The following is a 25,781-nucleotide window of genomic DNA, read 5'->3' as shown; positions in this document are numbered from 1 at the left end:
TGGGGCAGTAAGGCCCCGCGCGCGTCAGCGCACCGGAATTGGCGTGGCGGCCTCCACCGGCACCGCCGTCACGCTGTTCTTGGGGCTGCCCGACACGATGCGGTCCGAATAGGTCAGATAGACCAGCGTGTTGCGCTTGCGGTCGACCACGCGCACCACATGCAGCGTCTTGAACAGGATCGACATGCGTTCGGAGAACACATTGTCCTGCTGGCGCAGCGGCCCCTTGAAGCCGATCTTGCCGACCTGGCGGCAGGCGATCGACGCCTCCGCAGGATCCTCGGCCATGCCGAGCGAGCCCTTGATGCCGCCGGTGCGGGCGCGCGAGACGTAGCAGGTGATGCCGTCGACTTCGGGATCGTCGTAGGCCTCGATCACGACGCGGTCCGAGCCGGTGACGCGGAAATGCGTGTTGACGCTGCCGATCTCTTCGGCGTGCGCCGGCGCGATCGTTGCCAATGCCAGCGCGGAAACCAGCGCGGAAACCAGTGCGGAAACCAGCGGGGAAGCCGGCGCGGCGGACAGCGGGCGACGGGATGCGCGCGCCATGGTCAGCTCACCGCGCCCTGGATCTGGTCGTGCCGGCGCTCCATCTCCTGGCGCAGCTGGCGGCGCAGTTGCGCGGCCGCGAAGCGCTGGCGCTCGACCTCGTCGCGCGGCACCAGCGTCGGCACCTCGGCCGGCTTGCCGTCGTCGTCGACCGCGACCATCGTGAAATAGCAGCTGTTGGTATGGCGCACCAGCTTGCTGCGGATGTTCTCGGTGATGACCTTGATGCCGATCTCCATCGAGCTGCGGCCGGTGTAGTTGACCGCGGCGAGGAAGGTCACCAGTTCGCCGACATGGATCGGCTGGCGGAACACTACCTGATCGACCGACAGCGTGACGACATAGCGCCCGGCGTAGCGGCTGGCGCAGGCATAGGCGACCATGTCCAGATATTTGAGGATGGTGCCGCCGTGGACGTTGCCGGAGAAATTGGCCATGTCCGGCGTCATCAGCACGGTCATCGACAGTTGATGCGAGAGGTCGTTCATCGGGAGCGGCGCGAGCAATCGGCGCGGTGTAGTTGAGAATGCGGTAGCGGAATGCGGGGTGGCGCAATGCGTGCGGATTCCGCTTGCAGGATGCGAGTGTAGCGCGGCGCGGCGACGGCGGCGCCAAATGAAAAAAGCGGCCCACATGGGCCGCTCTCCCGGTTGGCATCCGCTGGATGCCCGCTCTTACTTCTTCTTGTTCACAGCGTCCTTGAAACCCTGGCCGGCAGAGAACTTGACCGTCTTGGCGGCCGGAATCTTGATCGTTTCGCCGGTGCGCGGGTTGCGGCCGGTGCGGGCGGCACGCTTGCCGGCGCCGAAGCTGCCGAAGCCCACCAGCGTGACCGAATCTCCCTTGGCAACCGCCTTCTTGATGTTTTCCAGCGCGGCGTTCAGGGCGCGCTCCGCTGCAGCGTTGCTCAGTTCCGCGTCTGCGGCGATGGCAGACACCAGTTCACCTTTATTCATGGCTGTATCCCTTGTTGGTCGTCGTCACCGGTGACCAGCCTGAGCCGTTTCACCGACCGGCGCAGTCTAATCCGCCGCTTGCGCCTTGGGCAATCCCCAGTCGCACCGACGCAACGAAAATGCCGGAAATCCTTCCGTCAAGCGGCTTTCGGGGAGATTTACCCCCTCAATTCCGGGCTTTGACGCGGGTCCGACAGCGGGTTATCCCCAACCTCGGGGCAAAGCGTAAAGGCCAAAAGCCAAGGGGCAAAAGGCAACCGCCGACGGCGGGACCGCCCTCCCCGTCTTATTCGGCGGCCGCGACCGCGGCGGACCGGCGGCCGAGCATCCGCATCAGTACCGCGCCGATGCCGCCGATGGCCATCACCACGCCCAGCGGCAACGCGGTGCCGTCGTGCCACAGGCTGACCGCGGTACCGGCCAGCGTGCCCATGCCGAATTGCAGCGTGCCCATCAGCGCCGACGCGGTGCCGGCGCGGTGGCCCTGATGCGCGAGCGACAGCGCCGATGCGTTGGGCATGATGCAGCCCAGCGCTGCCACGTAGACGAAGAATCCAAGCAGCAGCACCGGCAGCGTCGCCGCGCCGGCGAGATTGGCCAGCGCCAGCAGCAAGCCCGCTGCGCACGGCGCGGCCAGCGCCAGCCGGAGCACGCGATCGAGCGAACGCCCCCGCACCAGTGCGGCATTGAGCTGCGACATCGCGATCAGGCCGAAGGCATTGGCCCCGAACACGAAGCCATAGTGGGAAGGATCGATGCCGTGCAATTCGATCAGCACGAAAGGCGAGCCGGCGATGTAGGCAAACATGCCCGATTGCGCAAAGCCGGCGCACAGCGAATAGCCAAGGAATTCGCGGTCGCGCAGCAGCGCGCCGTAGTTGTGGAAGACCTCGCCCAGGCGCAGCGGGATCGCGCGTCGCGGATCGAGCGACTCTTCCAGCCGGAAATGCACCAGCAGCAGGATCATCGCGCCGACCGCGGCCATCACCCAGAAGATCGCGCGCCAGCCCAACGTGGTCAGGATCGCGCCGCCAACGATCGGCGCCAGGATCGGCGCGAGACCCATGACCAGCATCAGCGACGAGAACGCGCGCGCGGACTCGTGCGCTTCGAGCCGATCGCGCACCATCGCGCGCGCCATCACCATGCCGGCGCAGCCGCCGGCCGCCTGCACGAAGCGCCAGGCCATCAGCGCGGGCGCGTCGCCCGCCAGCGCGCAAGCCACCGACGCGACGACATAGAGGCCGAGCCCCACATACAGCGGCGCCTTGCGTCCGAAGCGGTCGCTGACCGGACCGTAGAACGACTGCCCGATCGCGAGGCCGACCAGGAAGGTGCCGAGCGTCAGCTGCACGCTGCCGATGTCGACGCCGAGGTCGGCGGCCAGCGTCGGGAACGCCGGCAGATACATGTCGATCGACAGCGGCGCGAGCGCGGTCAGCGATGCGCAGATCAGCAACCAAAGCGGGAAGCGCGGCGTCGTGGCCGGGCGAGAGGACTGGGTCATTGCAATGGGGAAGATGTCGTCCGCGCCGGCATGCGAGAGAACAACGAAGACCTGCGCGGCAACGCACTGACGGACGACGGGAACGACGTCAAGCGAAAGGCGCAATTGTTGCACAACGTGATGTATTGCGCGCCGGCGGGTTCCGCCTCACGGGGCCGGCAGGTACAATGGCACCCGGTCGACACACTGCCGGTCCATCTTCATTGCCGGCCTCGATCGCGGGACTTCAGCGCAGCCCCAGCCCCGTGCCGTTCCAGGCGTTCTTTCCCTGCATGCGAACCAAATCGAACCACACGACTGCATCGATCGCCCGAGGAATGTCGGCCTCCATCGGGATCGCTACCGCCACCGGATTGCTGTGGGCCTCGTCGGCCTGCGCGGCGCCGGTCACGGCGCGTACCGTCGCGGCGCATCCGGCCGCGAGCGCGGCCGTGGTGGTCGATGAAGCCGATTCGCTGACCCGCATGCTGCGCGGCGCGGCCACCGGCCAGAACACCGGCGCGGCCGGCGTGCCCGAATTCCTGCGCAGCTCGCGCCGGCCCGATACCGTGCTGGCGCGCGCCTGCCGCCAGCTCAACGACGCGCTGCCGATCGAGATCGACAAGGAAACGCGTCTGCGCCGCTGCCAGGCGGTGCCCGGCAAACACATCCTGTTCCAGCTGGAATTGACCAATTACAGCGGGCCGATGCTCGATCTGGCCAGCTTCGAGGTCAGCTATGCGGCGCCGCTACAGCGCAATATCTGCGCGAACCGCGACGTCGAGATCCTGACCAAGCTGGGCGTCAGCATGATGTTCCGCTACATGACACGCAAGGCGAGAGGCGAGCGCCGCGTCGGCGACGTCTATATCAACGGGCCGATCTGCACGGCGGCGCTGCGCTGAAGATCGCCTCGGCTTCACTGTTGGTCGCATCACCACCGCCCTTGCCCTCTCCCCCAACCCCTCTCCCGCATGCGGGAGAGGGGAGCGAAGCATGGACCAGCATTGGCGGTCGAAGCCGCGCTGGGGTTCTCCCTCTCAGTGAGAGAGGAGCGAAGCACGGAATCGGCGTTGGGAGCGGGACCCCGCCGTTGGGGTTCTCCCTCTCTCCTTCAGGGGGAGAGGGGGTGGTTTAAAGCACGGTCGCATAACGACCGCACTGCCCTCTCCCCCAACCCCGCTCCCGCAAGCGGGAGCCGGGAATCATCGGCAAGCGCGAATCACCGATCTTTCAAGCCGCCGCACTCCCCCGCGGGCGCAGGGGTACGACGTTGGCCGCGCGGCGCAGCAGCGCGCGCGTGGCCTTCCAGCCGTCGTCGGCCAGCGGCGACGACCAGACCGCTTCGTGCAGGCGCGACAGCGCCAGCGGATCGTTCAGCAGCAGCAGCTTCTGCCTGGCGTTCAGATTGTCCGGACCATTGGTCAGCGCCTGCTGCACCAGCACCGCGTGCTGGCGCTGCGTGCCGGCGGGCTGCACCACGCGCGCGGTCGCGGTCGCGCACATCAGCGCGTTGGTGACCGGATCGACCACCGCGTCGACGAAGCCGGGCGTGTCGCCGGCCTCGGCCACATGGCGTTGCGTATCGACGATCTCGCGCGGCGGCTCGGCTTCCTCGGGAATCACGAACAATCCGGCACGGCGCGTGGCACGGCCCAGGCTGACGCGCGAGAGCCAGACCGACAGCGGGATCGACAGCGCCAGCGCGCCGACGATCGGCAGCAGCCACCAGACGAAGCCCGGGTCGAGCCAGTACACCAGCGCGCCCCAGCCGAGACCCAGCACCGTGTGCCAGCCGTGGCGGCGCACCGCCTCGCCCCAGGTCGTCTCGGCGTCCTCGCGCGGCGGCGACTTCCACGAGATGCCCCAGCCGATATAGGCGGCCAGCACGAACTGCGTATGGAACAGCATGCGCACCGGCGCCAGCAGCGCGGAGATCACGACCTCGATCAGCATCGACAGCATCAGCCGCAGCGCCCCGCCGTAGCGGCGCGCCTCTTTCATCAGCAGCACCACGCCGAACAGCTTGGGCAGGAACAGCAGCGTCGCGGTGGCCGAGAACAGCGCCAGCGCCTTCTCCGGATGCCACTCTGGCCAGTTCGGATAGAACTGATACGGCTGCGAGAAATACTCGGGCGGCACCAGCGCATGCTTGGCCAGCATCGCGGTCGACAGCAGCAGGAACAGGAACCACAGCGGCGCCGACAGATAGGCCATCACGCCGGTCAGGAACACCGCGCGGTGCACCGCGTGGAAGCCCTGCTTCATCCATAGCCGGAAGTTCATCAGGTTGCCCTGGCACCAGCGGCGGTCGCGCTTGACCTCGTCGAGCAGGTTGGGCGGCAGCTCTTCGAACGAGCCCGGCAGATCGTAGGCGATCCACACGCCCCAGCCCGCGCGGCGCATCAGCGCGGCCTCGACGAAATCGTGCGACAGGATCTCGCCGGCCAGCGGCCCCTTGCCCGGCAGCGGCGCCAGCGCGCAATGCTCCATGAAGGGCTTGATGCGGATGATCGCGTTGTGGCCCCAGTAGTGCGATTCGCCCAGCTGCCAGTAATGCAGGCCGGCGGTAAACAGCGGACCGTAGACGCGCGTGGCGAACTGCTGCACGCGCGCGTACATCGTCTCGCGGCCGGTTGCCAGCGGCGCGGTCTGGATGATGCCGGCGCCGGGGTTGGCCTCCATCAGCCGCACCAGCGTGGCCAGGCAATCGCCGCTCATCACGCTGTCCGCATCGAGCACGACCATGTAGCGATACTTGCTGCCCCAGCGGCGGCAGAAGTCGGCGACGTTGCCGGTCTTGCGCTTGACGCGATGGCGGCGCCAGCGATAGAAGATGCGGCCGAAGCCGTTCACCGCGCGGCAGGTCTCCATCCACGCATCGGTTTCCGCAGTGCGCAGATCGGGATTGCCGCTGTCGGACAGCACGAAGAAATCGAAGTGCGCGAGCTCGCCGGTGCGTTCCAGCGATTCGTAGGTCGCGCGCAGTCCGGCGAAGACGCGGGTCACGTCCTCGTTGCAGATCGGCATGATCACCGCGGTGCGGGCCTGCTCCGCGATCGGCGCGTTGCCGCTGGCCGAGCGCGAGATCAGATGTCGGTCGCCGCCCTTGGCCAGCACCAGGAAGCCCATCATCGCGGTCCAGAAGCCGGCCGAGACCCACGAGAACAGCACGGTGAACAGGCCCAGCGTGATCATCTCGAGGGTGTCGTTGCCCTTGTACGGCAGCACCGTCGACATGAAATACGTCGCCATCATGGTCTGCACGATCACCAGGAACAGCAGCACCCAGCGGCGATGCGCGCCGGCCGGATGCCACTTGCCCTCGGCATCGGGACCGTCGTGCAGCGTGTCCCACGTCTCGGGAACGGGCGGCTTGCCGAGCAACTTGCGCACGCCGTTGCGCACGAAGGCCGCGACCAGGTGCGGCGGCCACGGCCGCGGCACCATTGACGCGCGCTTTGGCTCGGGGCCGGTGGCCACATGGACGGTGCCGTCGGCGCGCCGCTCGATCAGCGGTTCGCCGCCGACCTTCGGCTCGCCATAGGCCAGTTGCAGGCGCCGCTCGATCGAGCCGTAGGCCGCGCCCGCGGGCGAGGCCGCGGCGTCGCCATTGGCCAGCGCCTTCTGCAGCGAACGCACGCCGGGATCGTCGCCGGTGGCATCGCCCTTGATGACGATGCCTTCGTGCAGCGCGGTATCGGCGAGCAGGTCGCGGCGCTGTTCCGGCGATACCGGCAGGCGGTCGACATAGCGCTCGCACGCCGCCGCGGCCGAGCGCTGCTTTAGCCTGGGGGTAAGATGTAGCTCCATGTCTCTGACAGGGTTGTGTTGCCGTTGCGAAGATAGCCGCGCAACTCGACCGGCTTGTTCTCGTCCTTGCGGCGCAGGAACATCGTCATGCGCCAGCCGCCGGTGGCCTCGTTACGCTGCGTCGTCGTGCGCAGCAGTTCGGCGTTGCCATCGGCCGATACCACCGCGTCGATATGCGTGGCGGGATCCAGCTTCTTGAATGCGGGGCCCTCGAAATCGACCAGCAGCGAGAAGCTGGTGTCTTCCTTGTTGCGGGTCAGCCCCTGCCCGCGGCGGGTCTGCGTGACCCACGACAGCGGCGGCATGCGCTCGCGGTCCTTCTGCCACAGCAGCCGGTATTCCAGATCGAACGGCTGCTTCGGCTTGGGCGGATTGTCGGGCACCCAGTAGGCCACGATGTTGTCGTTGGTTTCGTCCGGCGTCGGAATCATCACCAGCTCGACGCGGCCCGAACCCCAGTTACCGCGCGGTTCGACCCAGCCGCTCGGCCGGCGTTCATACCATTCGCCGATTTCCTGGTAGCTGGCGAACGACCGATCGCGCTGCATCAGCCCGAAGCCCTGCGGGTTGGTCGCCGAGAACGAGGTCACCAGCAGGCGCTTCGGATTGACCAGCGGACGCCAGATCCATTCGCCGGTGCCCAGCTGGATCGACAGGCCGTCGGAATCGTGCACCTCGGGACGAAACTCCGGCGCCGCCGGCGGCTGGTTCTCGCCGAACAGGTACATGCTGGTCAGCGGCGCCAGGCCCAGCTTGGTCACGTTCTCGCGCAGATAGAGCCGCGCCTTGACCTCGGTCTCGGTATCGGCACCCGGCTTGACCACGATGCGATAGGCGCCGCTCATGCGGCGCGAGTCCATCAGCGCATAGATGGTCAGCTGCTTGTCGCCGGGCGCCGGACGTTCGATCCAGTACTCGACGAAGCGCGGGAATTCCTCGCCCGACGCGAGCGCGGTATCGACCGCGACGCCGCGCGCCGACAGGCCGAACCACTGGTCCTTGCCGACGCCGCGGAAATAGCTGGCGCCGACGAAGGACACCACCTCGTCCTTGTGCTTGCCGTTGACCGGATGCAGCACACGAAAGCCCGCAAAGCCCAGGCCCTTGAGCATCTCCGGATCGAACTTGTGCGAGCCGTAGTTGAAGTCCGCCGGATTGAAGCGCATCTCGCGCACGCGGTTGCCGGTGACCTCGTTGATCTTCACGGGCTGGTCGAACACCATGCCCTCGTGGAAGAACGACAGCTCGAACGGCAGCTTGGTATTGCGCCAGACGAAGCGTTCCGGCTTGTACTGGATTTCGCGATAGCGCGGGTACGACAGTTCGCGCAGCTCGGTCGGCAGATGGGCCTTGGGGGCCTTGTACGGGGAATTGGCCAGCTGGCGCGCGCGCGCCGCCACGGTATCGAAGCTGAACGCGTGCGCCGCCATCGCGAAGCAGGCGAGCGCACCGGCACACAGCCAGCGTCCCAGCCGCACGCCGTTGGAGCGCGTCGGCGACGTGGGCCGGCACGAACGGGCGGAAAGCGGCGGAGAAATGGCGGAGTCGATCATGAATGCCGTCATCAAAGGCGGTAGTCGGTAATGCAATTGGTTATTCGGGAAGCCGCGGACAGTGGCGCGGATACTCGTCGATGGCCAGGCCGGATGACCGGTGCCTGAGCCGCCCCATGACGGACTTTGCCGGGGGCTGTGACTTGGGTGACGCTTGGAAGGTATTGGATTTGCTGCAATGCGGGACAAAACCTTAACAAATTTGCCTACCAAAAGTCACGTTTCGATCACGCAACGGTTGCAACAATTTGAAACGATTGTTGATTATTCGTCTCTTGATTGATCAACGTCTGGTATCCTCCTCATGGCTCGAATGACGCCGGAATTGCACCGCAACAAACCCGCGGCACGGTGGCGGGCGCAAGGCCTGCCCGCTCCTGTCGTCCTGCGCACAGGAGCAAACGAATCAGTGACGGGATCGGATGCGCGCCGGACGGCACGCGGGTCGGTTGCGGATGCAGCCGTGGCTTCCGGCGGCAAGGCCGGCAAGCGAACGGGCCGCAGCGGGCGCGACGATTGAAACTAGGTCCGTGTCATTGCCGCGTCAATCGGACGCTGTCCGACAAAATCCTTGCTTGGTGGGGCGGGACACGCATGCCCGCATGCGACGGCCGCGGCCGGTGGCCGCGCGAACTACAATCGACCGATCCGGGCGACGGCGCACCTGCGTGCGACCAGGCCACGCCCTCGCCGCTCACACGATCTCGCCGCCAAGGGGATGCCGATGCCGCATGCCGCGCCCGCCCGCCTGCCGCTGCCGCCGGGGCTGGCGACTGCATTGGCGTTCGCGCTGGGCCTGGGCGCGCCGGCACCGGCACGGGCATACGTCGACCACTATCTGACCAGCACGATCGTCGGCACGATGACGCAGAGCGAGGCACGCGCCTTCGCCTCGGCGGTCAATCGCGCACTGACCACGACCGAGGACGGCACCGCGGTCTCGTGGCGCACCCAGGCGACGCCGCGGCGCCCGGCGACCTACGCCAGGATCACGCCACTGCAGAGCAAGACCGACCGCGGCCAGCCCTGCCGCCAGATCCGCAGCGAACTGATGCGCTCGAGCAATGAGGAAAGCTGGACCGGCTGGTTCTGCAAGCAGCCCGACGGCCGCTGGCGGGCGCGCGCCGTCGAGGAGGAATAGCGAAGGAAACGGCGGGGACGGGAGCAGCCGGCAACGGTCGTGCCGGCTTCCATGGGAAGGCCGTTCAGCGGCGAGCCCGCTGAACGGCGCTCAGCGGCACAGGCGCGCCATCACCTCGCCGGCCAGCGAGCCGGACGAGACCGGCCGCGGCGTCGCCCGCTGCGGCGAGCGGATCGTGTAAAGCGGCTCGCCGCGCGCGAATCGGCGGGGAAACAGCGTCTGCTCGACCACCGCGTACATCGACGTGGCGCAGTCCAGCACCATCCGCCGCAGCGACGACTGGATCGGCTCGCCGCTCGTGGTATGGATGGTGCCGCCGACCGGCGCGTTGCGCATCAAGACCACGCCGATGCGCGCGCCCTGCCGGCGCACCGAGCGCTGGTCCAGGTACGAGATCACGCCGTTGGCGCCCATCAGCGGCAGCCAGCGCTGCGGATCGGGCGCGGACGGGTCCGGCGCGGCCAGCGTCACGCAACCCTCGCGCGGCGTCGAACGAAACACCGTGCCGCCATTCGGTCCCTGGCATTGATAGAGTCCGGCCGCAGCGGCCGGCACCACCTTGCCGCGCGCGGTGTCGGCGTGGGCGTCGGTGCCGAATGCCGGCGCCAGCGTCAGCGAGGCGGCCAGCAGCAGCGGCGCAAGCGAATCGGAGGAACGGAAGCGAAGAGTCGCGGCGCTCGCGCGGAAAGCGCGGCGGCGCGGTGCGGGCGTGGCGGCACGAAACGACATGATGCGGGGCGCGTTGGCAAGACAGGGACGGCCCGGGGACCGGCGGCAGGCGCGGCCGCGATGATGCACGGGCCGCGCGACAGCCGGCATTGTCGCACAGCGACGCGCCGCCGCGGCCGGAACGGTCGGGCTGGCGGCGGCGTTCGCTGCGATTTGCCCCATTTTGCGCCGTGGTTTGCGCCGTGGTTCGCGCGCCAGCTTGCGCCGTGATGCAGGCCTCGGTCCGCGCCGGCCTCAGTGCCCCTGCTCTCGCCAGGCGACCAGCTCGGCGATCGTCAGCACCGGCAGATCGTGCTGCGCGGCGAAGGCCAGCGCCTGTTCGTAGCGGGCCATCGTGCCATCCGGATTCATCAGTTCGCACAGCACCGCGGCCGGCGCGAGGCCGGCCAGCCGCGCCAGCTCGACCGATCCCTCGGTATGGCCGCGGCGGGTCAGCACGCCGCCGTCGGCGGCCACCAGCGGAAACACATGGCCGGGGCTGACGACCGCGTCGAGCCCCGCATCGTCGGCGATCGCCGCGCGGATCGTCGTGATCCGGTCGGCCGCGCTGACGCCGGTGGTGACGCCGGTGCGGGCCTCGATCGACACGGTGAACGCGGTGCCGTACTGGCTGCGATTGTTCTCGACCATCGGCCGCAGGCCGAGCCGCGCGACCTTCTCGCGCGTCAGGCACAGGCAGACGATGCCGCTGCATTCGCGGATCAGCATTGCCATATTGGCCGGCGTCAGCCGCTCGGCCGCGACGATCAGGTCGGCCTCGTTCTCGCGGTCGTGGTCGTCCATCAGCACCACGGGCCGGCCTTCGCGCATGGCCTGCAGCGCCTGCTCGATGCGGGTCGGCAGATCATGGGGAAGCGCCGGCACGATGGCGTCGGCAGGGCCGACGGCGGCCGCGGCGTGGTCGGGGGAAAGATTGGTTTGGGAAGGCGACAGCGTGGACAGCATTGAAACGCTCCTTGCGTAAAGATCAACGGGCGTTTCAGGGGATTGGCGACGCAAGCCGCAGCGCGCACGACGGCCGGCCAGAAGCGCCGGCCTGGGTGATCGTCCACTCGCTGTCCGCTTGCGCATGGCAAGGCGACGAACCGCGGGCCGCATGCACAGGCACGCGACCGCGCAGGCCCGCGCCGTTCCATCGACATGGCAATGAAACGGCAGCGATGCTTGCTCGCCCATCTTCTTTCATCCGGACTATGACCGTCGGCCCTGGCCTCTCACCAGGTCTGCTGACCCCGCGCGCAACCATGTCGGATACAACGAAGACATGGAACGACGCGGGCGCTCGCGGGCTCGCCGGCCGCGTCGGTGAACGCGTTCGGCATACCGCCGGTGGGGACTTTCACCCCGCCCTGAAGACGTAACGAAACCGGCGAAACGCGCTTGCCCTTCGAAGGATCGTGGACCGATTCACGAAGGCGCAGGCTCGCGCCGGCGTTGCGATGTTATCACGCGATGCGGCGTAAGCGCCCGATCTGTACTACAACTAAACGACTTGCGCGGACGCCGCGCCCGCCATGCGGGCGCCGGATTCCTTCGAGCCCGCTGGCTTTCCGCGCCCTCTGCGCGTTTCCCGTTCCCGTTTTTTCTTGCCGCGATCACGATGCCATTCGACGACGACCCGCTTGCCCGCCTGTTCCGCCGCCCTTCCCGTTCCCTTGCCCTCTGTTCTTCCCGCGCATCCCGCCGCTCCTTGCGAGCGCTGCGCTGGCTCGCCGCGCTGCCGCTGCTGGCCGCCGGCGGCGCCGCCTGGGCCGACCCGACCGTGCAGATCGCCTACGGCACCGACAGCCGCACCGACGTGCGCAAGGTCGATATCGCGTTCGGCTGGGATTCCGGCTATGGCTGGGGCGACCCCACCGGCCTGCGGCTCGGCCTGCTGTGGGAGCTCAATGTCGCGCGCTGGGACAGCACCAGCGACGCCAATCCGCGCAACCTGTGGGAGATCGGCGCGCAGCCGGTGCTGCGGCTGGCCTGGCAGCGCCATCGATGGGTACCCTTTCTCGAGGCATCGATCGGCGTGCGCCTGATGAGCGGGACGCGGACCTCGGACAACCATTCGATGTCGACCGCGTTCCAGTTCTCGGACATGGCGGGCGTCGGCATCGCCTTCGGCAAGGACCAGCGCTTCGCCATCGGCTACCGCTACCAGCACATCTCGAATGCCGGCATCAAGAAGCCCAACCCCGGCTCGGACTTCCATACCGCCTATCTGCGCTACCGGTTCTGAACGGCAGCCGGCGCGGCGTCGTGCCCGAGCGCCTCGAGCGCGAGGCGCGACGGTTCGTCGGCGGGGAAGAAGCATTCGATCCGCAGTTCCTGCAGCGTGACGTCATGCGGATTGCCCAGCGTGGTCAAGGTCGAGAACAGCGAGGCCTGGAAGCCGTCGGCGCGCAGCACCACCGGCAGCACCGGCGGCAGCGGGCCTTCGCTGCCGTCGTCGTCGGCATGCGGCACGCCGCCCGGTCCGATCATGTCCGGATGCCATTGCGCGATGCGGGCGAAGATCTCGCGCGCGACGCGGTCGTGCGCCTGCGCCTGCAACTCCTGCCAGACGCGTCGCAGCAGATAGCGGCCGACCTGATGGGCGTTCTCGATCATTGGCCACAGCCCCTGCGGATCGAACACGGTCAGCATCAGGTTGATGCGCGGGCCGCCGCCCGCATCGTTGCCCAGGCCTTCGGGCAGCACCGCGGCGGCACGGCCGTCGAGCAGCGCGTCGACCATGCGCCGATAGGCGCGGTTGGCATCGCTGATGTTCCAGAAGCGGTCCAGCACCACCGCGGGATACGGCTCCTGCTTGGCGAGGATCAGCGCGATGGCCTGGCGCACCATCTGCAGCGGCGGTTCGGCCAGCGCGTGTTCGCTGTAGGCGGGAGCGAAGCCGGCCGCCAGCAGCAGCCGGTTGCGCTGGCGCAGCGGCACGCCGAGCCGGTCCGACAGCGCCAGGATCATCTCGCGGCTGGGCCGGGCGCGGCCCGATTCGAGAAAGCTGATATGCCGCTGCGACACCCCGGCGGCAAGCGACAGCGCGAGCTGGCTGTAGCCGCGGCGCCCGCGCCAGTAGCGCAGCAGGGCGGGAAAGTCGAGAGCGGTTTCGGAGGCGGGAGTCAGCGTGTCCATGGCCGCATTACAGCATGCGGTGCGCGCCCTGGCGATAACCTGCCAGGTAATCAATGGCGGACGTGCCACATGCCGATGTTATGCTTGACGGCTCGACAACACCCGCGCGCGTAGGGCGCGCACCCTGATGGAAATAGCCATCCTGCTGGCGCTGATCCTGCTCAACGGCGTGTTCGCCATGTCGGAGATCGCGCTGGTTTCGGCACGCAAGGCCCGCCTGCAGAAGCTGATCGACGAAGGCGATCGCGGCGCGATCGAGGCGGTCAAGCTGGGCGAGGATCCGACCCGTTTCCTGTCCACCGTGCAGATCGGCATCACCTCGATCGGCGTGCTCAACGGCGTGGTCGGTGAATCCGCGCTGGCGCAGCCGCTCGGCGTCTGGCTGCAGGGCGTGGGCATGGCGCAGCCGACCGCGGGCTATGTGGCCACCGCGATCGTCGTCGCGGGACTGACCTACTTTTCCATCGTGCTCGGCGAGCTGGTGCCCAAGCGGCTGGGCCAGCTGGCGCCGGAGACCCTGGCGCGCGCGGTCGCGCGGCCGCTGTCCTGGCTGGCAGTCGCCTCGACGCCGTTCGTCAAGCTGCTGTCGGGCTCGACCCGGCTGGTGCTGCGGCTGATCGGCGTCAAGAGCGGCGCCGGTCCCGCGGTCACCGAGGAAGAAATCCATGCGCTGCTGGTCGAGGGCTCGGAGGCCGGCGTGATCGAACGCCACGAGCACACGATGGTGCGCAACGTGTTCCGGCTCGACGACCGCCAGCTGACCTCGCTGATGGTGCCGCGCGGCGACGTGGTCAGCCTCGACGTCGAACTGCCGCTGGAGGAGAACCTGCGCCGCATCGAGGAATCGGACCACTCGCGCTTCCCGGTGGTACGCGGCGGCATGCACGACGTGATCGGCGTGGTCAGCGCGCGCCAGCTGCTGGCGCGCAAGCTGCGCGGCGAGGCCACCGAGCTGGCCGCCGTGATGCAGGCCCCGGTCTATGTGCCGGAAAGCGTCACCGGCATGGAGCTGCTCGAACATTTCCGCTCGTCCGGTGGACAGATGGCCTTCGTCATCGACGAGTACGGCGAGGTGCTGGGCATCGTCACGCTGCAGGACCTGATCGAGGCGATCACCGGCGAGTTCAAGCCGGACATCGCCGGCGACGAATGGGCGGTGCAGCGCGAGGATGGCTCCTGGCTGCTCGACGGCCTGATCCCGATCCCCGAGCTGAAGGACCGCATCGGCCTGCGCAGCGTGCCGGAGGAAGACAAGGAGCGCTATCACACGCTGTCCGGCATGCTGTTGCTGCTGCTGGGACGGCTGCCGCAGATCGCCGATTCGGTCAGCTGGCTCGACTGGAAATTCGAGATCATCGACATGGACGGCAAGCGCATCGACAAGGTGCTGGCAAGCCCGCTGCCCGCCGAGGAAGGTCCGGAGCCGGATACGACGGGCTAGCCGTTCGGGGTGCGATGCGGCCGCGCCCTCTCGCCAGCCCTCTCCCTCTTGCGGGCGAAGGATTGGGGGAGAGGGAGAGCCGCGACGCCCCTTGCTCGAGCGGCAGCTATACTCCACGAACGCAGAAGCCGGAGAACCGCCATGTCCCGCCCGTTCCGCTCGATGTCCCGCGGCCCGCTTGCCGCGCTTGCCACCGCCGCCGCGTTCGCCGCGCTGCTGGCCGGCCCGGCCGCCGCGCACCACGGCTGGTCGAGCTATGACGACAGCAAGCCGATCACGCTGACCGGCAAGCTCACCGAAGTCAAATACGAGAACCCGCACGCGATGGTGCGGATCGACGCCAACGGCAAGCGCTGGCTGGCCGTACTGGCGCCGATCTCGCGGATGCAGGCGCGCGGCGCGACCGCCGACAAGGTCGCGGTCGGCCGCGAGGTCACCATCGTCGGCTACCCCAGCAAGGAACACGGCGACGAGATGCGCGCCGAGCGGATCGTGCTCGACGGCCAGACCGTCGAACTGCGCTGACTGTCCCGCAGCGGGCGCCGTGGCATCGCTGACCGAGCTGGGCGCCACGCTGGCGGCGCTGCCGCTGTCGAGCGCGCTGCGCGCTTCCGCCTGGGCCTATCCGCTCGTCGAAATCGTCCACCTGGCCGGCATGGCGCTGCTGTTCGGCACCATCGCCGTGGTCGACCTGCGGCTGGCCGGGCTCTGGCGCAACCTGCCGGTGACGGCGCTGCTGCGCCAGGTGCTGCCGCTGACGATGGCCGCCTTCGTCGCGGTGGCGGTCAGCGGCATCCTGCTGCTGCTCGCGCATGCCGACGAGCTGGCGACCAATCCCGCGCTCTATTTCAAGCTGACCCTGATCGCCCTCGGGCTGCTCAACGCGCTGGCATTCCACCTTTGGCCGTACCGCGCCCTGCAACGGGCCGCCGGCCCCGCCGACTGGAACGTCGGCGCCCGGCCGCCGCGCTGGGCGCGCACCGCGGCGGTGCTGTCGCTGCTGACCTGGACGCTGGTCATCGCCGCCGGCCGGCTGATCGCCTACGTCTAGGACGCCGCGCCTCCCCTTCCCCTGCGCTGCCCGTTACAAATAGCGACACTGCCCTGTGCGCAGCGGGCCGCACCGATTGTAAAATCGCCCCGTTCGCAACACCTCAAAAGGAGCGCAGTGTGAAAAAAGGTTGGATTTTTGGTGTGATGCTGGCTGTGCTGCTGACCGGCTGCAACACGATGGCCGGCCTGGGCCAGGACATCCAGCGCGGCGGCCAGAAGCTCGAAGGCGCAGCGGATCGTCACAAGTAAGCCGCTCAGTCAGCGGGCAGGCCGCCAGCCAGTTGCGCGGCGGCCTGCCCGGACTTGCATCCGCCCCAGCGCTTACAGCAGCTCTTCCGGCGTAAACGGCGTCAGCATGTCGATCCAGAGGCGCTGCGACCAGGTGGTATCCGGCTCGGTGTCGAGCACCACCGCCTGCTTGCCCTGCCCGTCCACCCATTGCAGCTCGTCGTCCTCCGACAGCTGCAGCCGCCAGCTGTTGACGCCGATGGCGTCCGAGAAGATCTGCGCCACCTGCCCCGCCAGCCGGGCATTGCGCACGATGAGGCCGGTCTCGGTGTTCTGCGTGATCGAGCGCGGATCGAAGTTCATCGAGCCGACGAACAGCGTCTGACGGTCTACCACCGCGGCCTTGACGTGCAGGCTGGCCTGCGAGGATCCAAAATCCCCGACCGAGCGCTGCTGCCGCTGCAGCCGCGGCTTCAGTTCGTGCAGCTCGACCCCGGAGCGAATCAGCGCCTTGCGGTAGCGCTTGTAGCCGACGTGGACGATCGGCGAGTCGGTCGCCGCCAGCGAATTGGTCAGCACGCGCACCTTGACGCCGCGCGCGGTCAGTGCGCTGAGCCATTCGACGCCGCGTTTGCCGGGCACCAGATACGGCGAAATGATGATGACCTCCTGGCGGGCCTCCTTCATCATCCGCGCGACCTCGTCGGCCAGCGTATCGTCGCTGTCCGGCAGCTTGTCGGGCTCGACCTTCGCCGGGTTGTCGACCAGCACGCTGGCGCGGGCCCACTCGAAGTTCAGCCTGCCGCCGCGCGAGAGCTCGCGGGCAAGGAAGCTTTTGGCCGGATCGATCTTCTGCGGCGCCGTCATGCCGCTCGCCTCGAGCCGCTTCTGTTCGGCCTCGCGCTGCGCGGCCTCGTCGACCAGCGCCTGTTCCGGCGGCGCCGAAGCGGAACTGGCCGATCCGCCCGATCCCCCCGCCTTCTTCGAATCGCCCGACCCACCCGATCCGCGCGATCCCGCGGCCTGCACGCCGGACCCGGGCGGCGTGCCAGCCGGACCCGGCGCCGCCTCGTCCGGATTGGCCAGCGCCTCGACCGGGTACGCGTACTGGCTGTTCCAATACTCGTCGAAGCCCGCGGACAGCCGGCGCACCGCCGGACCGGCCACCACCACGTCGAGATCGAGGAAGTTGGTATCGGGCGCACGCAGGAAATAGGCGTTGCCGATATTGCGGCCGCCGGTCATCCCCATCGCGTTGTCCGCGATGAAGACCTTGTTGTGCATGCGCCGGTTGACCCGCCTGGCGTCGCCCACCACGCTGATGAAGCGCGTCAGCTTGGAAAAGCGTCCCGCCGGAAACGGATTGAAGTAGCGCACCTCGATATTGGGATGGCGGGCGAAACGCAGGAAGGCCGGGTCCTTGCCGTCGCTGTGCAGGTCGTCGACCAGCAGCCGCACATGGACGCCGCGCTCGGCGGCGGCGCGCACGCGGCGCAGGATCTCGCGCGACGATTCGTCGGCGGCAACGATGTAGTACTGCAGGTCCAGGGAACGGGTGGCGCGGTCGGCCAGCGTGATCAGCGTGCCGTAGGCATCTTCGCCCGACGACACCAGGTGAAAGCCGGACAGCGCCGGGTCCGGCGTACTCCTGGCGACGACCTGGCCCAGCGGGGTATCGGCCCAGCCGGTGAAGGCGGTCGAGGGCCGGCGCGGCACATCCTGCGGCAGGCTGGCGCAGGCGGAAGCGCTGAGCGCCAGCGTCACCGTGGCAAGCCAGCGCAGCCAGCTTGCCGTGCGCGGCCTCGCTTTCCCCCACGACACCGCAAACGCCGTCATGCCGACTCCATCAGTCCCGATGCTGTCAGCTTAGGTGGCGCCACCGGCGCGGACAATCGGCCTTTGTCCGACAGCCCGCGGACGCGGGAGAGGGCCGCGCTCAGCCGCGCCGCAGCGCCGCCGCTTGTTCGGCCAGCGCGCGGATGCGCGCCCAGTCGCCGCTGGCGACCGCGTCCTTGGGCACGACCCAGGAGCCGCCGACGCAGACGACGTTCGGCAGGGCCAGATAGCCCGGCGCACGCGCCGCGTCGATGCCTCCGGTCGGGCAGAAGCGCAGCCGCGGAAGCGGCCCGTTCAGCGACTTCAGCATCGGCATGCCGCCGGCGGCCTCGGCCGGGAAGAACTTCAGGAAGGTAAAGCCGGCTTCGAGCGCGGCCATCGCCTCGCTGGCAGTAGCCACACCGGGCAACAGCGATATGCCGGCATCGCGCGCGCCTTCGGCAAGCCGCGGCGTCAGCCCGGGCGACACCGCGAACTGCGCGCCGGCATCGCGCACCGCATGCAGCTGCGCGGCGTCGAGCACGGTACCGGCGCCGACGATGGCCTGCGGCAACGCGGCGGCGACCGCGCGCATCGCCTCGAGCGCGACCGGCGTACGCAGCGTGATTTCGAGCACCGGCAGGCCGCCGGCGACCAGCGCCTCGGAGACGCGCAGCGCCTCGTCGACGGCGTGGAATTCGAGTACGGGGATGACCGGCACGCCGGCCAGGCGGTCGATCAGCGAAGGAGATTGGCTGGGCATGGCGTTATCGGGAAGGAAATCGGTACGGGTTGAAAGGAAGCGTCGTCACGCGCAAGGACTCGACAGGCCGACCTGAAGCGCGGACCGGCGCCATCATCGGATCACCGAGACGGATTCGGCCAGCCGCGCCAGCACCGTGTCCGCCGACGGAATCGGCGCGACCGCGCCATAGCCGGTGGTCGACAGCGCGGCGGCCACGTTGGCATAGCGGGCCGCCTCGAAGGGATCGTCGCCGGCCGCCAGCCGGGCGATGAAGCTGCCGCCGAAGCAATCGCCGGCGCCGGTCGCGTCGAGCGGCTGCACCGGATAGGCGGGCACCAGCGCGCGCGCATCGGGGGTCGCCACATAGGCGCCCTCCTCGCCCAGCTTGAGCGCGACCAGTTTGACGCCGCAGCCGAGCAGATGGTCGACGATCGCGTCGCGGTCGTCGAGCCCGGTCAGCACCGTGACATCGTCCCAGCTCGGCAGGCAGATATCGGTCAGGCCGAGCGCCTCGCGCGTGATGCCGCGCGCGCGGGCCAGCGACCACAGCCGCAGCCGCAGATTGGTATCGAGCGAGACCTTGACGCCGGCCTTGCGCGCCAGCTCCATCGCCGCGAGCCCGGCGTCGCAGGCGCTGTTGCTGATCGCCAGGCTGATGCCCGACAGATGCAGATAGCGCGCTTCGGCGATCGCCTGCTGCGGCAGGTCGTCATGGCTGTAGCAGCTCGCCGCCGAGCCGGCGCGCAGATAGTCGAAGCGATGGCCGTGGTTGTCGTGGCTGACGAAGTAGACGCCGGTCGGCGCCCGCGGATCGGTGCGGACATGGCGGGTATCGACGCGCTCCTGTGTCCACAGCGCCAGCAGCCGCTCGCCGAAGCTGTCGGCGCCCACCGCGCTGATGAAGCCGGTCTGCGCGCCCTGCCGCGCGGCGGCGATGCAGAAGTTCGAGGTATCGCCGCCGAAGCCCTGCAGATAGCGCTCGGGCGCGTCGGGCTGCTGGTTGAACTCGACCAGCGCTTCGCCGAAGGCCAGGATATCGATGCTCATGGTGCGATCGCCGATAGGGAAGAAGAAGACCAGAGAAGCGGGATGCCGTCAGAAAAAGGTCTGCACGATATCGACCACGCGCAGCTCGTCGTCCAGCACCGGGATATGCCGCCACTTGTCGAAGGTCAGGCAAGGGTGCGAGATATCGAAGGCGATCATGTCGCCGACCCGCACGTCATCGCCCGGCGCGATCCGCAGGTAAGCGTGCTGGTCCATCATGCCGGTCACTTCCCAATGGGACGGCGCATCGGCCGGTGCGGTTCCCCGCGCGTGGGCCGGCGCGCTTGCCGGCGCGCTTGCCGGCGCATTTGCCGACCCCGGGCGGAAGTGCCGCGCCGGAATCGGCATGCCGGCATCGAAGGCCGCATCGCGCTTGCCCATGCCGACGATCGCGCGGTCCGGCTCGGGGATCGACTGCACATAGGCCCACAGCTGCAGGGCGGGCAGCAGGCCCTCCCGCATCTTCTGCGCCACCGGGTTGCTCGCCAGGATGCGCTGCTGCGCCTGCCGGTAGATGCCGACGTCGTGCGTCAGATAGCAGCCGGGCCGCAGCACGACATCGATCGGCGCGCCGATGTCGGCGCCGGCGAATTCCTCGGCCACCACGTCGTACCAGGCCGAGCCCGCGCCGGACAGCACCACCGGGCGGGGCTCCGAACCCGGGCCGAAGCGGCCCTGCCCGGCCAGTTCGCGCGTGATCGCGACGGTGCGGCGCAGGAAGGCGCGGATATCGGCCTCGCGCTGCAGCACGCCCTCGTAGATTTCCACGCCCGCCAGGGTCAGCGCGTCGGTCCAGCGGTCCAGCGCGTCCAGCACCTGCTGCTGTTGCGCGGCATCGCGCACGCCGGTGCGCCCGCCCTCGACGCCCAGCTCGAGCAGCACCTGCAGGCGCTGGCCGCGGGCGCGAAAGAAGTCGCCGAGCTGGTCGACCAGTTCGGCCGAATCGACCAGGCAGAAGAATTCGAAATCGGGATCGCGCAGCAGGTCGGCGACGATCTCCATATTGCGCCGCCCCACCAGCTGGTTGGCCATCAGCACGCGCCTGACCCCGTGCGCATGGGCGGCGGCGGTCTGCTGCGCGGTGGCCAGCGTGATACCCCAGGCGCCGGCCTCGAGCTGCCTGGCGAACAGCTTGGGCGCCATCGTGGTCTTGCCGTGCGGTGCGAGCTTCACGCCGTATTCGTCCATGAACCGGCGCATCCAGGCGAGGTTATGCGCCAGCCGGCTTTCGTACAGCACGGCGGCCGGCAGGCTCAGCTCCTCTTCCAGCAGCCGCCAGCCGGTGGCGGCCTCGGCCGGTGCCAGCGGCGCCTCTAGCTTGCCGAGCGCCTTGTTCAGCGGATCGATGATGCCGCTCTGGTACTTTATATCACGCATGTCCTGATCCGCCCTTCCGCGCCTTTCCACACCCCAATGCGGCCCTATGGCGCCACCTCGAAATTTTCGATTGACGTAATGATAGCGGCGAAATTACGATATTTCACCTTTGTTATAAAGTAACACGCCGCGATGCCGCGCCTCCGCCCGAGGCGGGACGCGCCATCCGGCCCCTTCCGCCAAGCCCATGCCCGCTGCCTTCGACATCCTGACCCGCATCGCCGAGCGCGGCCCGACGCTGCGGCTGGCCGAGCAGAAGGTGGCCCAGGTCATCCTCGAAGACGTCGCCGGCGCGGCCTCGGCCAGCATCAATGCGCTGGCGCGCAAGGCCGGCGTCAGCGAGGCCAGCGTGACGCGCCTGGCCAAGGCGCTGGGCTGCCGCGACGTGCGCGACCTGAAGCTGCGGCTGGCGCGCGCGACCGCGGTCGGCCAACGGTTCCTGCAGCACGAGCCGGGCACCGCCGGCGCCGAAGCGGCCCCGCCCTCGCTGGCCGATCGGCTGCATGGCGACGTGGTCGCGGTGCTCGAGGCCAACCGCCAACTGATCGACGAGGCCCAGATCGAGCGCGCCGCGCGCCTGTTGCAGGACGCGCGCATGGTCTACGCTTTCGGCATGGGCGGCGGCTCGACCTGGCTGGCCGACGAGGCGCGCTACCGCCTGGCGCGGCTGGGCCGGCCGGTCGCCAGCTATCAGGACGCGGTGCTGCAGCAGATGGTCGCGGCCACGCTGGTCAAGGGCGACGTGGTGCTCGCCTTCTCGGTCAGCGGCAGCGTGCCGGAGATGCTGGCGAGCTGCGATGTCGCACGCGAATACGGCGCGCGGGTGATCGCGGTGACCGCGCTGGGCTCGCCGCTGGCCGCGCGCGCCGACGTGCTGCTGCCCGTGCGCGCGCTGGAAACCGATTTCATCTTCAAGCCGTCCGCCTCGCGCTATGCGATGTTGCTGGTGCTGGACGTACTGGCCACGCAGCTCGCGCTGCTGCAGCAGGACGACAGCCAGGAACGCCTGCGGCGGCTCAAGTACGTGCTGGACGCGCATCGGGGCAGCGGCGAGCGCGGCAACGCGGCGCTGCGCGACAGCCGTCAGCCGCTCGGAGACTGACCATGGCAGCGAGCCCGGACACCGCCTTCGCCTATGACACGCTGATCCGCGGCGCCACCGTGATCGACGGATCTGGCGCCGCCGCGCGCGTCGCCGATGTCGCGCTGCGCGACGGCCGCATCGCGCGCATCGTCGGCATCGATGCCGACGACGATGATGGCGCCGAACGGATCGCCACCGATGCCGCGGCCGACGTCGTCGATGCCGCCGGGCTGGTGCTGGCGCCGGGCTTCATCGACGTCCACACGCATGACGACACCAACGTGGTGCGCCAGCCGGAGATGACGCCGAAGCTGTCGCAGGGCGTGACGACCGTGGTGGTCGGCAACTGCGGCATCAGCGCGGCGCCGGTGTCGCTGCGCGGCGATCCGCCCGATCCGATGAACCTGCTGGGCGATGCCGCCGCATTCCGCTACCCCAGCTTCGCGGCCTACGTCGACGCGATCGCGGCCGCGCGGCCCGCGGTCAACGTGGCCGCGCTGGTCGGCCACACCGCGCTGCGCAGCAATCATCTGGACCGGCTCGACCGAGCCGCGAGCGCCGGCGAGATCGCCGCGATGCGCGCGCAATTGCAGGAGGCGCTGGATCACGGCGCGCTCGGCCTGTCGACCGGACTGGCCTACGCCAACGCATTCGCCGCGCCGACCGAGGAAGTGCTGGCGCTGGCCGAGCCGCTGGCGCGTGCCGGCGCGCTGTACGCCACGCATCTGCGCAGCGAATTCGCCGAGATCCTCGACGCGATGGACGAGGCCTTCCGCATCGGCCGCCATGCGCGCGTGCCGGTCGTGATCTCGCACCTCAAATGCGCGGGCGTGGACAACTGGGGCCGCAGCGGGGCGGTGCTGGCCGCGCTCGACGGCGCGCAGCGCTGGCAGCCGGTCGGCTGCGACTGCTATCCCTATACCGCCAGTTCGTCGACGCTGGACCTGAAACAGGTCACCGGCGACTTCGACATCATGGTGACCTGGTCCGAGCCGCATCCCGCCATGGGTGGACGCCTGCTCGCCGATATCGCGGCCGAATGGCAGGTCGACCTGCACGAGGCGGCGCGGCGCCTGCAACCGGCGGGCGCGGTCTATCACTGCATGGAAGACGCCGACGTCGATCGGATCCTCGCCCATCCGGCCACGGTGATCGGCTCGGACGGGCTGCCGAACGATCCGCTGCCGCATCCGCGCCTGTGGGGCGCCTTCCCCCGCGTGCTGGGCCACTACGCGCGCGATCGCGAGCTGTTCCCGCTGACGATGGCGATCGCCAAGATGACCGGCATGTCGGCCGAGCGCTTCGGCCTGGCGGGCCGCGGCTTCGTGCGCGAGGGCAATTGGGCCGACCTGGTGCTGTTCGATGCCGCGACGATTCGCGACGCGGCCACGTTCACCGAGCCGATGCAGCCGGCCGAGGGCATCGCCGCGGTGTGGGTCAACGGCACGCTGTCATGGTCGCAGCGGCGCGCCACCAGCGCGCGCGCCGGGCGTTTCCTGCCGCGCGGCGAACGGGGCCCGGCCGTTGCGGACGCCATCGCGGACACGTAAATCCGCACCATTCCTTCCCCGTTTTTCAAGCTCATCGTTTACCGTATTCAGTTCGAAGGAGTCTTCATGGATATCCAACGCTTTGGCGTCGAAGGCGGCACCGGCACCGGCGGCCAGCACATGCCGTTCGCGCGCGCGGTCGCGGCCGACGGCTGGCTCTATGTGTCCGGCCAGGTGCCGATGGTCGATGGCGAGGTCGTCGACGGCGGCATCGTCGCGCAGACCCACCAGGCCATCAGGAACGTGCTGGCGATCCTGGCCGAGGCCGGCTACGGCCCCGAGCACGTGGTCCGCTGCGGCGTCTGGCTCGACGACGCGCGCGACTTCGCCTCGTTCAACAAGATCTTCAAGCAGTATTTCGGCGCCAATCCCCCGGCCCGCGCCTGCGTGCAGTCCAGCATGGTGGTCGACTGCAAGGTCGAGATCGACTGCATCGCCTACAAGCGGCCGGGCGGCTGATTCGGCCGCCAAACCGTTTCCATGCGGCCCCGCTGACAGGTCCGCGACCACCCGCTGTCGTTCCCGCGGATGCGGGAATCCAGCGTCTTTGAAAGCCACTGGGTCCCCGCCTCCGCGGGGACGACAGCATTGCTTCCCAACCGGGCCGCGCCAGCGGCCTCTTTCATACCGCCGCGGCGCCGACCGGCCCCGCGCACCCAAGGAGACAACATGGTCCCAGTCACCGGAACCACGCTGTTGCTGTATGCGCTGATCGCCGTGATCGCGCTGGTCGTGCTGATCGCGCGATTCAAGCTGAACCCCTTCATCACGCTGGTGGTAGTCTCGGTCCTGCTGGGCTTCTCGGTCGGCATGCCGATGAACGAGATCGTCAAGTCGTTCGAGGCCGGCGTCGGCGGCACGCTGGGCCATATCGCGCTGGTGGTGGGTCTCGGCACGATGCTCGGCAAGATGATGGCCGAGTCCGGCGGCGCCGAGCGGATCGCGCGCACGCTGATCGCGTTCTTCGGCGAGAAGCACGTGCACTGGGCAATGGCGACGATCGCCTTCATCGTCGGCCTGCCGGTGTTCTTCGAGGTCGGCTTCGTGCTGCTGATCCCGATCGCCTTCAATATCGCGCAGCGCACCGGCACCTCGATGGTCAAGGTCGGCATCCCGATGGTGGCCGGCCTGTCGGTCGTGCACGGCCTGATCCCGCCGCATCCGGCGGCGCTGCTGGCGGTGACCGCCTACGGTGCCGACATCGGCCGCACCATTCTGTATGCGCTGATCGTAGGCATCCCGACCGCGGCGATCGCCGGCCCGATCTTCGCGACGCTGATGGACCGCCATATCAAGCTGCCCGCCGACAACCCGCTGGCCGCGCAGTTCATCGAGGAAGCGGACGACACCGCGCCGGCGCAGGCGCTGCCGGGCTTCGGCATTACCGTGTTCACGATCCTGCTGCCGGTGATCCTGATGCTGATCGGCAGCAGCGCCGACCTGGTGACGACGCCGAAGACCTGGGCCAACGACTTCCTGAAGCTGATCGGCAATTCGGTGATCGCGCTGCTGATCGCCGCGCTGGTCAGCTTCTATACCTTCGGCAAGGCGCGCGGCTTCAATCGCGAGGCGATCCTGCGCTTTACCAACGAATCGGTGGCGCCCACCGCGATCATCACGCTGGTGGTCGGCGCCGGCGGCGGCTTCGGCCGCATCCTGCGCGACTCGGGCATCTCGAACTCGATCGTCGAAGTGGCCACCGGCGCCAACGTGTCGGTGCTGGTGCTGGGCTGGCTGGTCGCCGTGATGATCCGCATCGCGACCGGTTCGGCGACCGTGGCGATGACCACCGCGGCCGGCATCGTCGCGCCGATCGCGGCCAGCGTGCCCGGCACGCGCCCGGAGCTGCTGGTGCTGGCCACCGGCGCGGGCTCGCTGATCCTGTCGCACGTCAACGATGCGGGGTTCTGGCTGGTCAAGGAGTACTTCAACATGACGGTCGCGCAGACCTTCAAGACCTGGACCGTCTGCGAGACGATCATCTCCGTCGTGGCGCTGCTGCTGACGCTGGGGCTGGCGACCGTGATCTGAGACCGGGGCGGTTGGGCTGGGGCGGCGTCGCAATGTGGGGCGCCGTTGCCCTCTCCCCCGCCC

The 25,781-nt window shown here is 68.8% G+C and carries 24 protein-coding genes and 1 riboswitch; of the genes, 11 read left to right on the top strand and 13 right to left on the bottom strand.

All coding sequences use genetic code 11. The annotated features are described in order from the left end of the window. Positions 1-24: 24 nt before the first annotated feature. The 4 genes from B551_RS17800 to B551_RS17785 form a co-directional block, all read right to left on the bottom strand. Positions 25-549 carry a CreA family protein gene (locus B551_RS17800; protein WP_006577831.1) on the bottom strand — a complete coding sequence of 175 codons (525 nt, stop codon included), beginning with the start codon at positions 547-549 and terminating at the stop codon, positions 25-27. A gap of 2 nt (positions 550-551) precedes the next feature. Then, the gene (locus B551_RS17795; RefSeq protein WP_006577832.1) at positions 552-1,037 is read right to left on the bottom strand and encodes an acyl-CoA thioesterase; all 486 of its coding nucleotides are present in this window, start codon (positions 1,035-1,037) and stop codon (positions 552-554) included. Between the two features lie 186 nt (positions 1,038-1,223). Further along, positions 1,224-1,505: an HU family DNA-binding protein gene (locus B551_RS17790; RefSeq protein WP_006577833.1), complete on the bottom strand. Its 282-nt coding sequence runs from the start codon at positions 1,503-1,505 to the stop codon at positions 1,224-1,226. 286 nt (positions 1,506-1,791) lie between these two features. Then, entirely contained in the window at positions 1,792-3,012 is a 1,221-nt protein-coding gene (locus B551_RS17785) for a Bcr/CflA family multidrug efflux MFS transporter (protein WP_023264684.1), read from the bottom strand. 317 nt (positions 3,013-3,329) lie between these two features. Between B551_RS17785 and B551_RS17780 the strand changes: the two genes are divergently transcribed. Next, a complete protein-coding gene (locus B551_RS17780; protein ID WP_023264682.1) occupies positions 3,330-3,896 on the top strand; it encodes a hypothetical protein in 567 nt (188 codons plus the stop codon). Positions 3,897-4,224: 328 nt separating this feature from the next. On the opposite strand, the gene mdoH is transcribed toward B551_RS17780, so the two are convergent. Beyond that, positions 4,225-6,804, bottom strand: a complete 2,580-nt coding sequence (mdoH, locus tag B551_RS17775) for a glucans biosynthesis glucosyltransferase MdoH (protein ID WP_006577836.1) — start codon at positions 6,802-6,804, stop codon at positions 4,225-4,227. After that, positions 6,777-8,234, bottom strand: coding sequence for a glucan biosynthesis protein G (locus B551_RS17770; RefSeq protein ID WP_253281375.1), 1,458 nt, complete (start codon positions 8,232-8,234; stop codon positions 6,777-6,779). The genes mdoH and B551_RS17770 overlap by 28 nt, the downstream gene beginning before the upstream one ends. Before the next feature lie 847 nt (positions 8,235-9,081). Between B551_RS17770 and B551_RS17765 the strand changes: the two genes are divergently transcribed. Next, positions 9,082-9,498 carry a hypothetical protein gene (locus B551_RS17765; RefSeq protein ID WP_156526507.1) on the top strand — a complete coding sequence of 139 codons (417 nt, stop codon included), beginning with the start codon at positions 9,082-9,084 and terminating at the stop codon, positions 9,496-9,498. 90 nt (positions 9,499-9,588) lie between these two features. Here B551_RS17765 and B551_RS17760 read toward each other — a convergent pair whose 3' ends face one another. Together B551_RS17760 and ribB are read right to left on the bottom strand one after the other, a co-directional pair. Next, positions 9,589-10,227: a surface-adhesin E family protein gene (locus B551_RS17760; RefSeq protein WP_006577838.1), complete on the bottom strand. Its 639-nt coding sequence runs from the start codon at positions 10,225-10,227 to the stop codon at positions 9,589-9,591. A gap of 234 nt (positions 10,228-10,461) precedes the next feature. After that, positions 10,462-11,172, bottom strand: coding sequence for a 3,4-dihydroxy-2-butanone-4-phosphate synthase (gene ribB / locus B551_RS17755; RefSeq protein ID WP_006577839.1), 711 nt, complete (start codon positions 11,170-11,172; stop codon positions 10,462-10,464). Between the two features lie 225 nt (positions 11,173-11,397). After that, positions 11,398-11,588, bottom strand: a riboswitch (FMN riboswitch). A gap of 239 nt (positions 11,589-11,827) precedes the next feature. Between ribB and B551_RS17750 the strand changes: the two genes are divergently transcribed. After that, positions 11,828-12,454, top strand: a complete 627-nt coding sequence (locus B551_RS17750; protein WP_023264680.1) for an acyloxyacyl hydrolase — start codon at positions 11,828-11,830, stop codon at positions 12,452-12,454. Here the strand turns inward: B551_RS17750 and B551_RS17745 are convergent. Then, positions 12,442-13,347 carry a helix-turn-helix domain-containing protein gene (locus B551_RS17745; RefSeq protein ID WP_006577841.1) on the bottom strand — a complete coding sequence of 302 codons (906 nt, stop codon included), beginning with the start codon at positions 13,345-13,347 and terminating at the stop codon, positions 12,442-12,444. The two genes, B551_RS17750 and B551_RS17745, sit on opposite strands and share 13 nt — an antisense overlap. Before the next feature lie 127 nt (positions 13,348-13,474). Here B551_RS17745 and B551_RS17740 point away from each other — a divergent pair, with 127 nt between their 5' ends. From B551_RS17740 to B551_RS17725, 4 genes are all read left to right on the top strand, one after another. Continuing rightward, positions 13,475-14,788, top strand: coding sequence for a hemolysin family protein (locus tag B551_RS17740; RefSeq protein ID WP_006577842.1), 1,314 nt, complete (start codon positions 13,475-13,477; stop codon positions 14,786-14,788). A 141-nt stretch (positions 14,789-14,929) separates the two neighbouring features. After that, positions 14,930-15,313 carry a DUF6152 family protein gene (locus B551_RS17735; protein WP_023264679.1) on the top strand — a complete coding sequence of 128 codons (384 nt, stop codon included), beginning with the start codon at positions 14,930-14,932 and terminating at the stop codon, positions 15,311-15,313. Positions 15,314-15,332: 19 nt separating this feature from the next. After that, on the top strand, positions 15,333-15,839 hold the full coding sequence (locus tag B551_RS17730) for a hypothetical protein (protein ID WP_023264678.1): 507 nt from the start codon (positions 15,333-15,335) through the stop codon (positions 15,837-15,839). A 119-nt stretch (positions 15,840-15,958) separates the two neighbouring features. Next, positions 15,959-16,090, top strand: coding sequence for an entericidin A/B family lipoprotein (locus B551_RS17725; protein WP_006578423.1), 132 nt, complete (start codon positions 15,959-15,961; stop codon positions 16,088-16,090). A gap of 72 nt (positions 16,091-16,162) precedes the next feature. Here the strand turns inward: B551_RS17725 and B551_RS17720 are convergent, their stop codons facing one another. From B551_RS17720 to B551_RS17705, 4 genes are all read right to left on the bottom strand, one after another. Continuing rightward, the gene (locus tag B551_RS17720) at positions 16,163-17,905 is read right to left on the bottom strand and encodes a phospholipase D family protein (RefSeq protein ID WP_006578422.1); all 1,743 of its coding nucleotides are present in this window, start codon (positions 17,903-17,905) and stop codon (positions 16,163-16,165) included. Positions 17,906-18,005: 100 nt separating this feature from the next. Beyond that, the gene (locus B551_RS17715; protein ID WP_023264677.1) at positions 18,006-18,647 is read right to left on the bottom strand and encodes a bifunctional 4-hydroxy-2-oxoglutarate aldolase/2-dehydro-3-deoxy-phosphogluconate aldolase; all 642 of its coding nucleotides are present in this window, start codon (positions 18,645-18,647) and stop codon (positions 18,006-18,008) included. Between the two features lie 93 nt (positions 18,648-18,740). Next, positions 18,741-19,676 (bottom strand): sugar kinase, encoded by a 936-nt coding sequence (locus tag B551_RS17710; protein ID WP_006579894.1) that lies wholly within the window; start codon positions 19,674-19,676, stop codon positions 18,741-18,743. Between the two features lie 48 nt (positions 19,677-19,724). After that, on the bottom strand, positions 19,725-21,053 hold the full coding sequence (locus tag B551_RS17705) for an amino acid deaminase (RefSeq protein WP_006579895.1): 1,329 nt from the start codon (positions 21,051-21,053) through the stop codon (positions 19,725-19,727). 187 nt (positions 21,054-21,240) lie between these two features. On the opposite strand from B551_RS17705, the gene B551_RS17700 reads away from it, so the two are divergent. The 4 genes from B551_RS17700 (at position 21,241) to B551_RS17685 (ending at position 25,718) form a co-directional block, all read left to right on the top strand. Beyond that, complete coding sequence (locus B551_RS17700) at positions 21,241-22,155, top strand: MurR/RpiR family transcriptional regulator (protein WP_006579896.1); 915 nt, start codon at positions 21,241-21,243, stop codon at positions 22,153-22,155. 2 nt (positions 22,156-22,157) lie between these two features. Next, positions 22,158-23,687, top strand: a complete 1,530-nt coding sequence (locus tag B551_RS17695) for an amidohydrolase family protein (RefSeq protein ID WP_006579897.1) — start codon at positions 22,158-22,160, stop codon at positions 23,685-23,687. Positions 23,688-23,753: 66 nt separating this feature from the next. Continuing rightward, on the top strand, positions 23,754-24,146 hold the full coding sequence (locus B551_RS17690; RefSeq protein ID WP_006579898.1) for a RidA family protein: 393 nt from the start codon (positions 23,754-23,756) through the stop codon (positions 24,144-24,146). Between the two features lie 210 nt (positions 24,147-24,356). Beyond that, positions 24,357-25,718, top strand: a complete 1,362-nt coding sequence (locus B551_RS17685; protein WP_023264676.1) for a GntP family permease — start codon at positions 24,357-24,359, stop codon at positions 25,716-25,718. The last annotated feature ends 63 nt before the right edge of the window (positions 25,719-25,781 follow it).

Source organism: Cupriavidus sp. HPC(L), from assembly GCF_000307735.3.
Taxonomy (GTDB): Bacteria; Pseudomonadota; Gammaproteobacteria; order Burkholderiales; family Burkholderiaceae; genus Cupriavidus.
The sequence above is the reverse complement of the archived record's forward strand: the minus strand, read 5'-3'. Positions and strand labels throughout refer to the sequence as shown.

What these genes read in the sequence shown, in the direction of transcription:
- B551_RS17800 (WP_006577831.1), bottom strand. Translation starts at nt 549, where the DNA reads ATGGCGCGCGCATCCCGTCGCCCGCTGTCCGCCGCGCCGGCTTCCCCG.
- B551_RS17795 (WP_006577832.1), bottom strand. Translation starts at nt 1,037, where the DNA reads ATGAACGACCTCTCGCATCAACTGTCGATGACCGTGCTGATGACGCCG.
- B551_RS17790 (WP_006577833.1), bottom strand. Translation starts at nt 1,505, where the DNA reads ATGAATAAAGGTGAACTGGTGTCTGCCATCGCCGCAGACGCGGAACTG.
- B551_RS17785 (WP_023264684.1), bottom strand. Translation starts at nt 3,012, where the DNA reads ATGACCCAGTCCTCTCGCCCGGCCACGACGCCGCGCTTCCCGCTTTGG.
- B551_RS17780 (WP_023264682.1), top strand. Translation starts at nt 3,330, where the DNA reads ATGTCGGCCTCCATCGGGATCGCTACCGCCACCGGATTGCTGTGGGCC.
- mdoH (WP_006577836.1), bottom strand. Translation starts at nt 6,804, where the DNA reads ATGGAGCTACATCTTACCCCCAGGCTAAAGCAGCGCTCGGCCGCGGCG.
- B551_RS17770 (WP_253281375.1), bottom strand. Translation starts at nt 8,234, where the DNA reads ATGGCGGCGCACGCGTTCAGCTTCGATACCGTGGCGGCGCGCGCGCGC.
- B551_RS17765 (WP_156526507.1), top strand. Translation starts at nt 9,082, where the DNA reads ATGCCGCATGCCGCGCCCGCCCGCCTGCCGCTGCCGCCGGGGCTGGCG.
- B551_RS17760 (WP_006577838.1), bottom strand. Translation starts at nt 10,227, where the DNA reads ATGTCGTTTCGTGCCGCCACGCCCGCACCGCGCCGCCGCGCTTTCCGC.
- ribB (WP_006577839.1), bottom strand. Translation starts at nt 11,172, where the DNA reads ATGCTGTCCACGCTGTCGCCTTCCCAAACCAATCTTTCCCCCGACCAC.
- B551_RS17750 (WP_023264680.1), top strand. Translation starts at nt 11,828, where the DNA reads ATGCCATTCGACGACGACCCGCTTGCCCGCCTGTTCCGCCGCCCTTCC.
- B551_RS17745 (WP_006577841.1), bottom strand. Translation starts at nt 13,347, where the DNA reads ATGGACACGCTGACTCCCGCCTCCGAAACCGCTCTCGACTTTCCCGCC.
- B551_RS17740 (WP_006577842.1), top strand. Translation starts at nt 13,475, where the DNA reads ATGGAAATAGCCATCCTGCTGGCGCTGATCCTGCTCAACGGCGTGTTC.
- B551_RS17735 (WP_023264679.1), top strand. Translation starts at nt 14,930, where the DNA reads ATGTCCCGCCCGTTCCGCTCGATGTCCCGCGGCCCGCTTGCCGCGCTT.
- B551_RS17720 (WP_006578422.1), bottom strand. Translation starts at nt 17,905, where the DNA reads ATGACGGCGTTTGCGGTGTCGTGGGGGAAAGCGAGGCCGCGCACGGCA.
- B551_RS17715 (WP_023264677.1), bottom strand. Translation starts at nt 18,647, where the DNA reads ATGCCCAGCCAATCTCCTTCGCTGATCGACCGCCTGGCCGGCGTGCCG.
- B551_RS17710 (WP_006579894.1), bottom strand. Translation starts at nt 19,676, where the DNA reads ATGAGCATCGATATCCTGGCCTTCGGCGAAGCGCTGGTCGAGTTCAAC.
- B551_RS17705 (WP_006579895.1), bottom strand. Translation starts at nt 21,053, where the DNA reads ATGCGTGATATAAAGTACCAGAGCGGCATCATCGATCCGCTGAACAAG.
- B551_RS17700 (WP_006579896.1), top strand. Translation starts at nt 21,241, where the DNA reads ATGCCCGCTGCCTTCGACATCCTGACCCGCATCGCCGAGCGCGGCCCG.
- B551_RS17695 (WP_006579897.1), top strand. Translation starts at nt 22,158, where the DNA reads ATGGCAGCGAGCCCGGACACCGCCTTCGCCTATGACACGCTGATCCGC.
- B551_RS17690 (WP_006579898.1), top strand. Translation starts at nt 23,754, where the DNA reads ATGGATATCCAACGCTTTGGCGTCGAAGGCGGCACCGGCACCGGCGGC.
- B551_RS17685 (WP_023264676.1), top strand. Translation starts at nt 24,357, where the DNA reads ATGGTCCCAGTCACCGGAACCACGCTGTTGCTGTATGCGCTGATCGCC.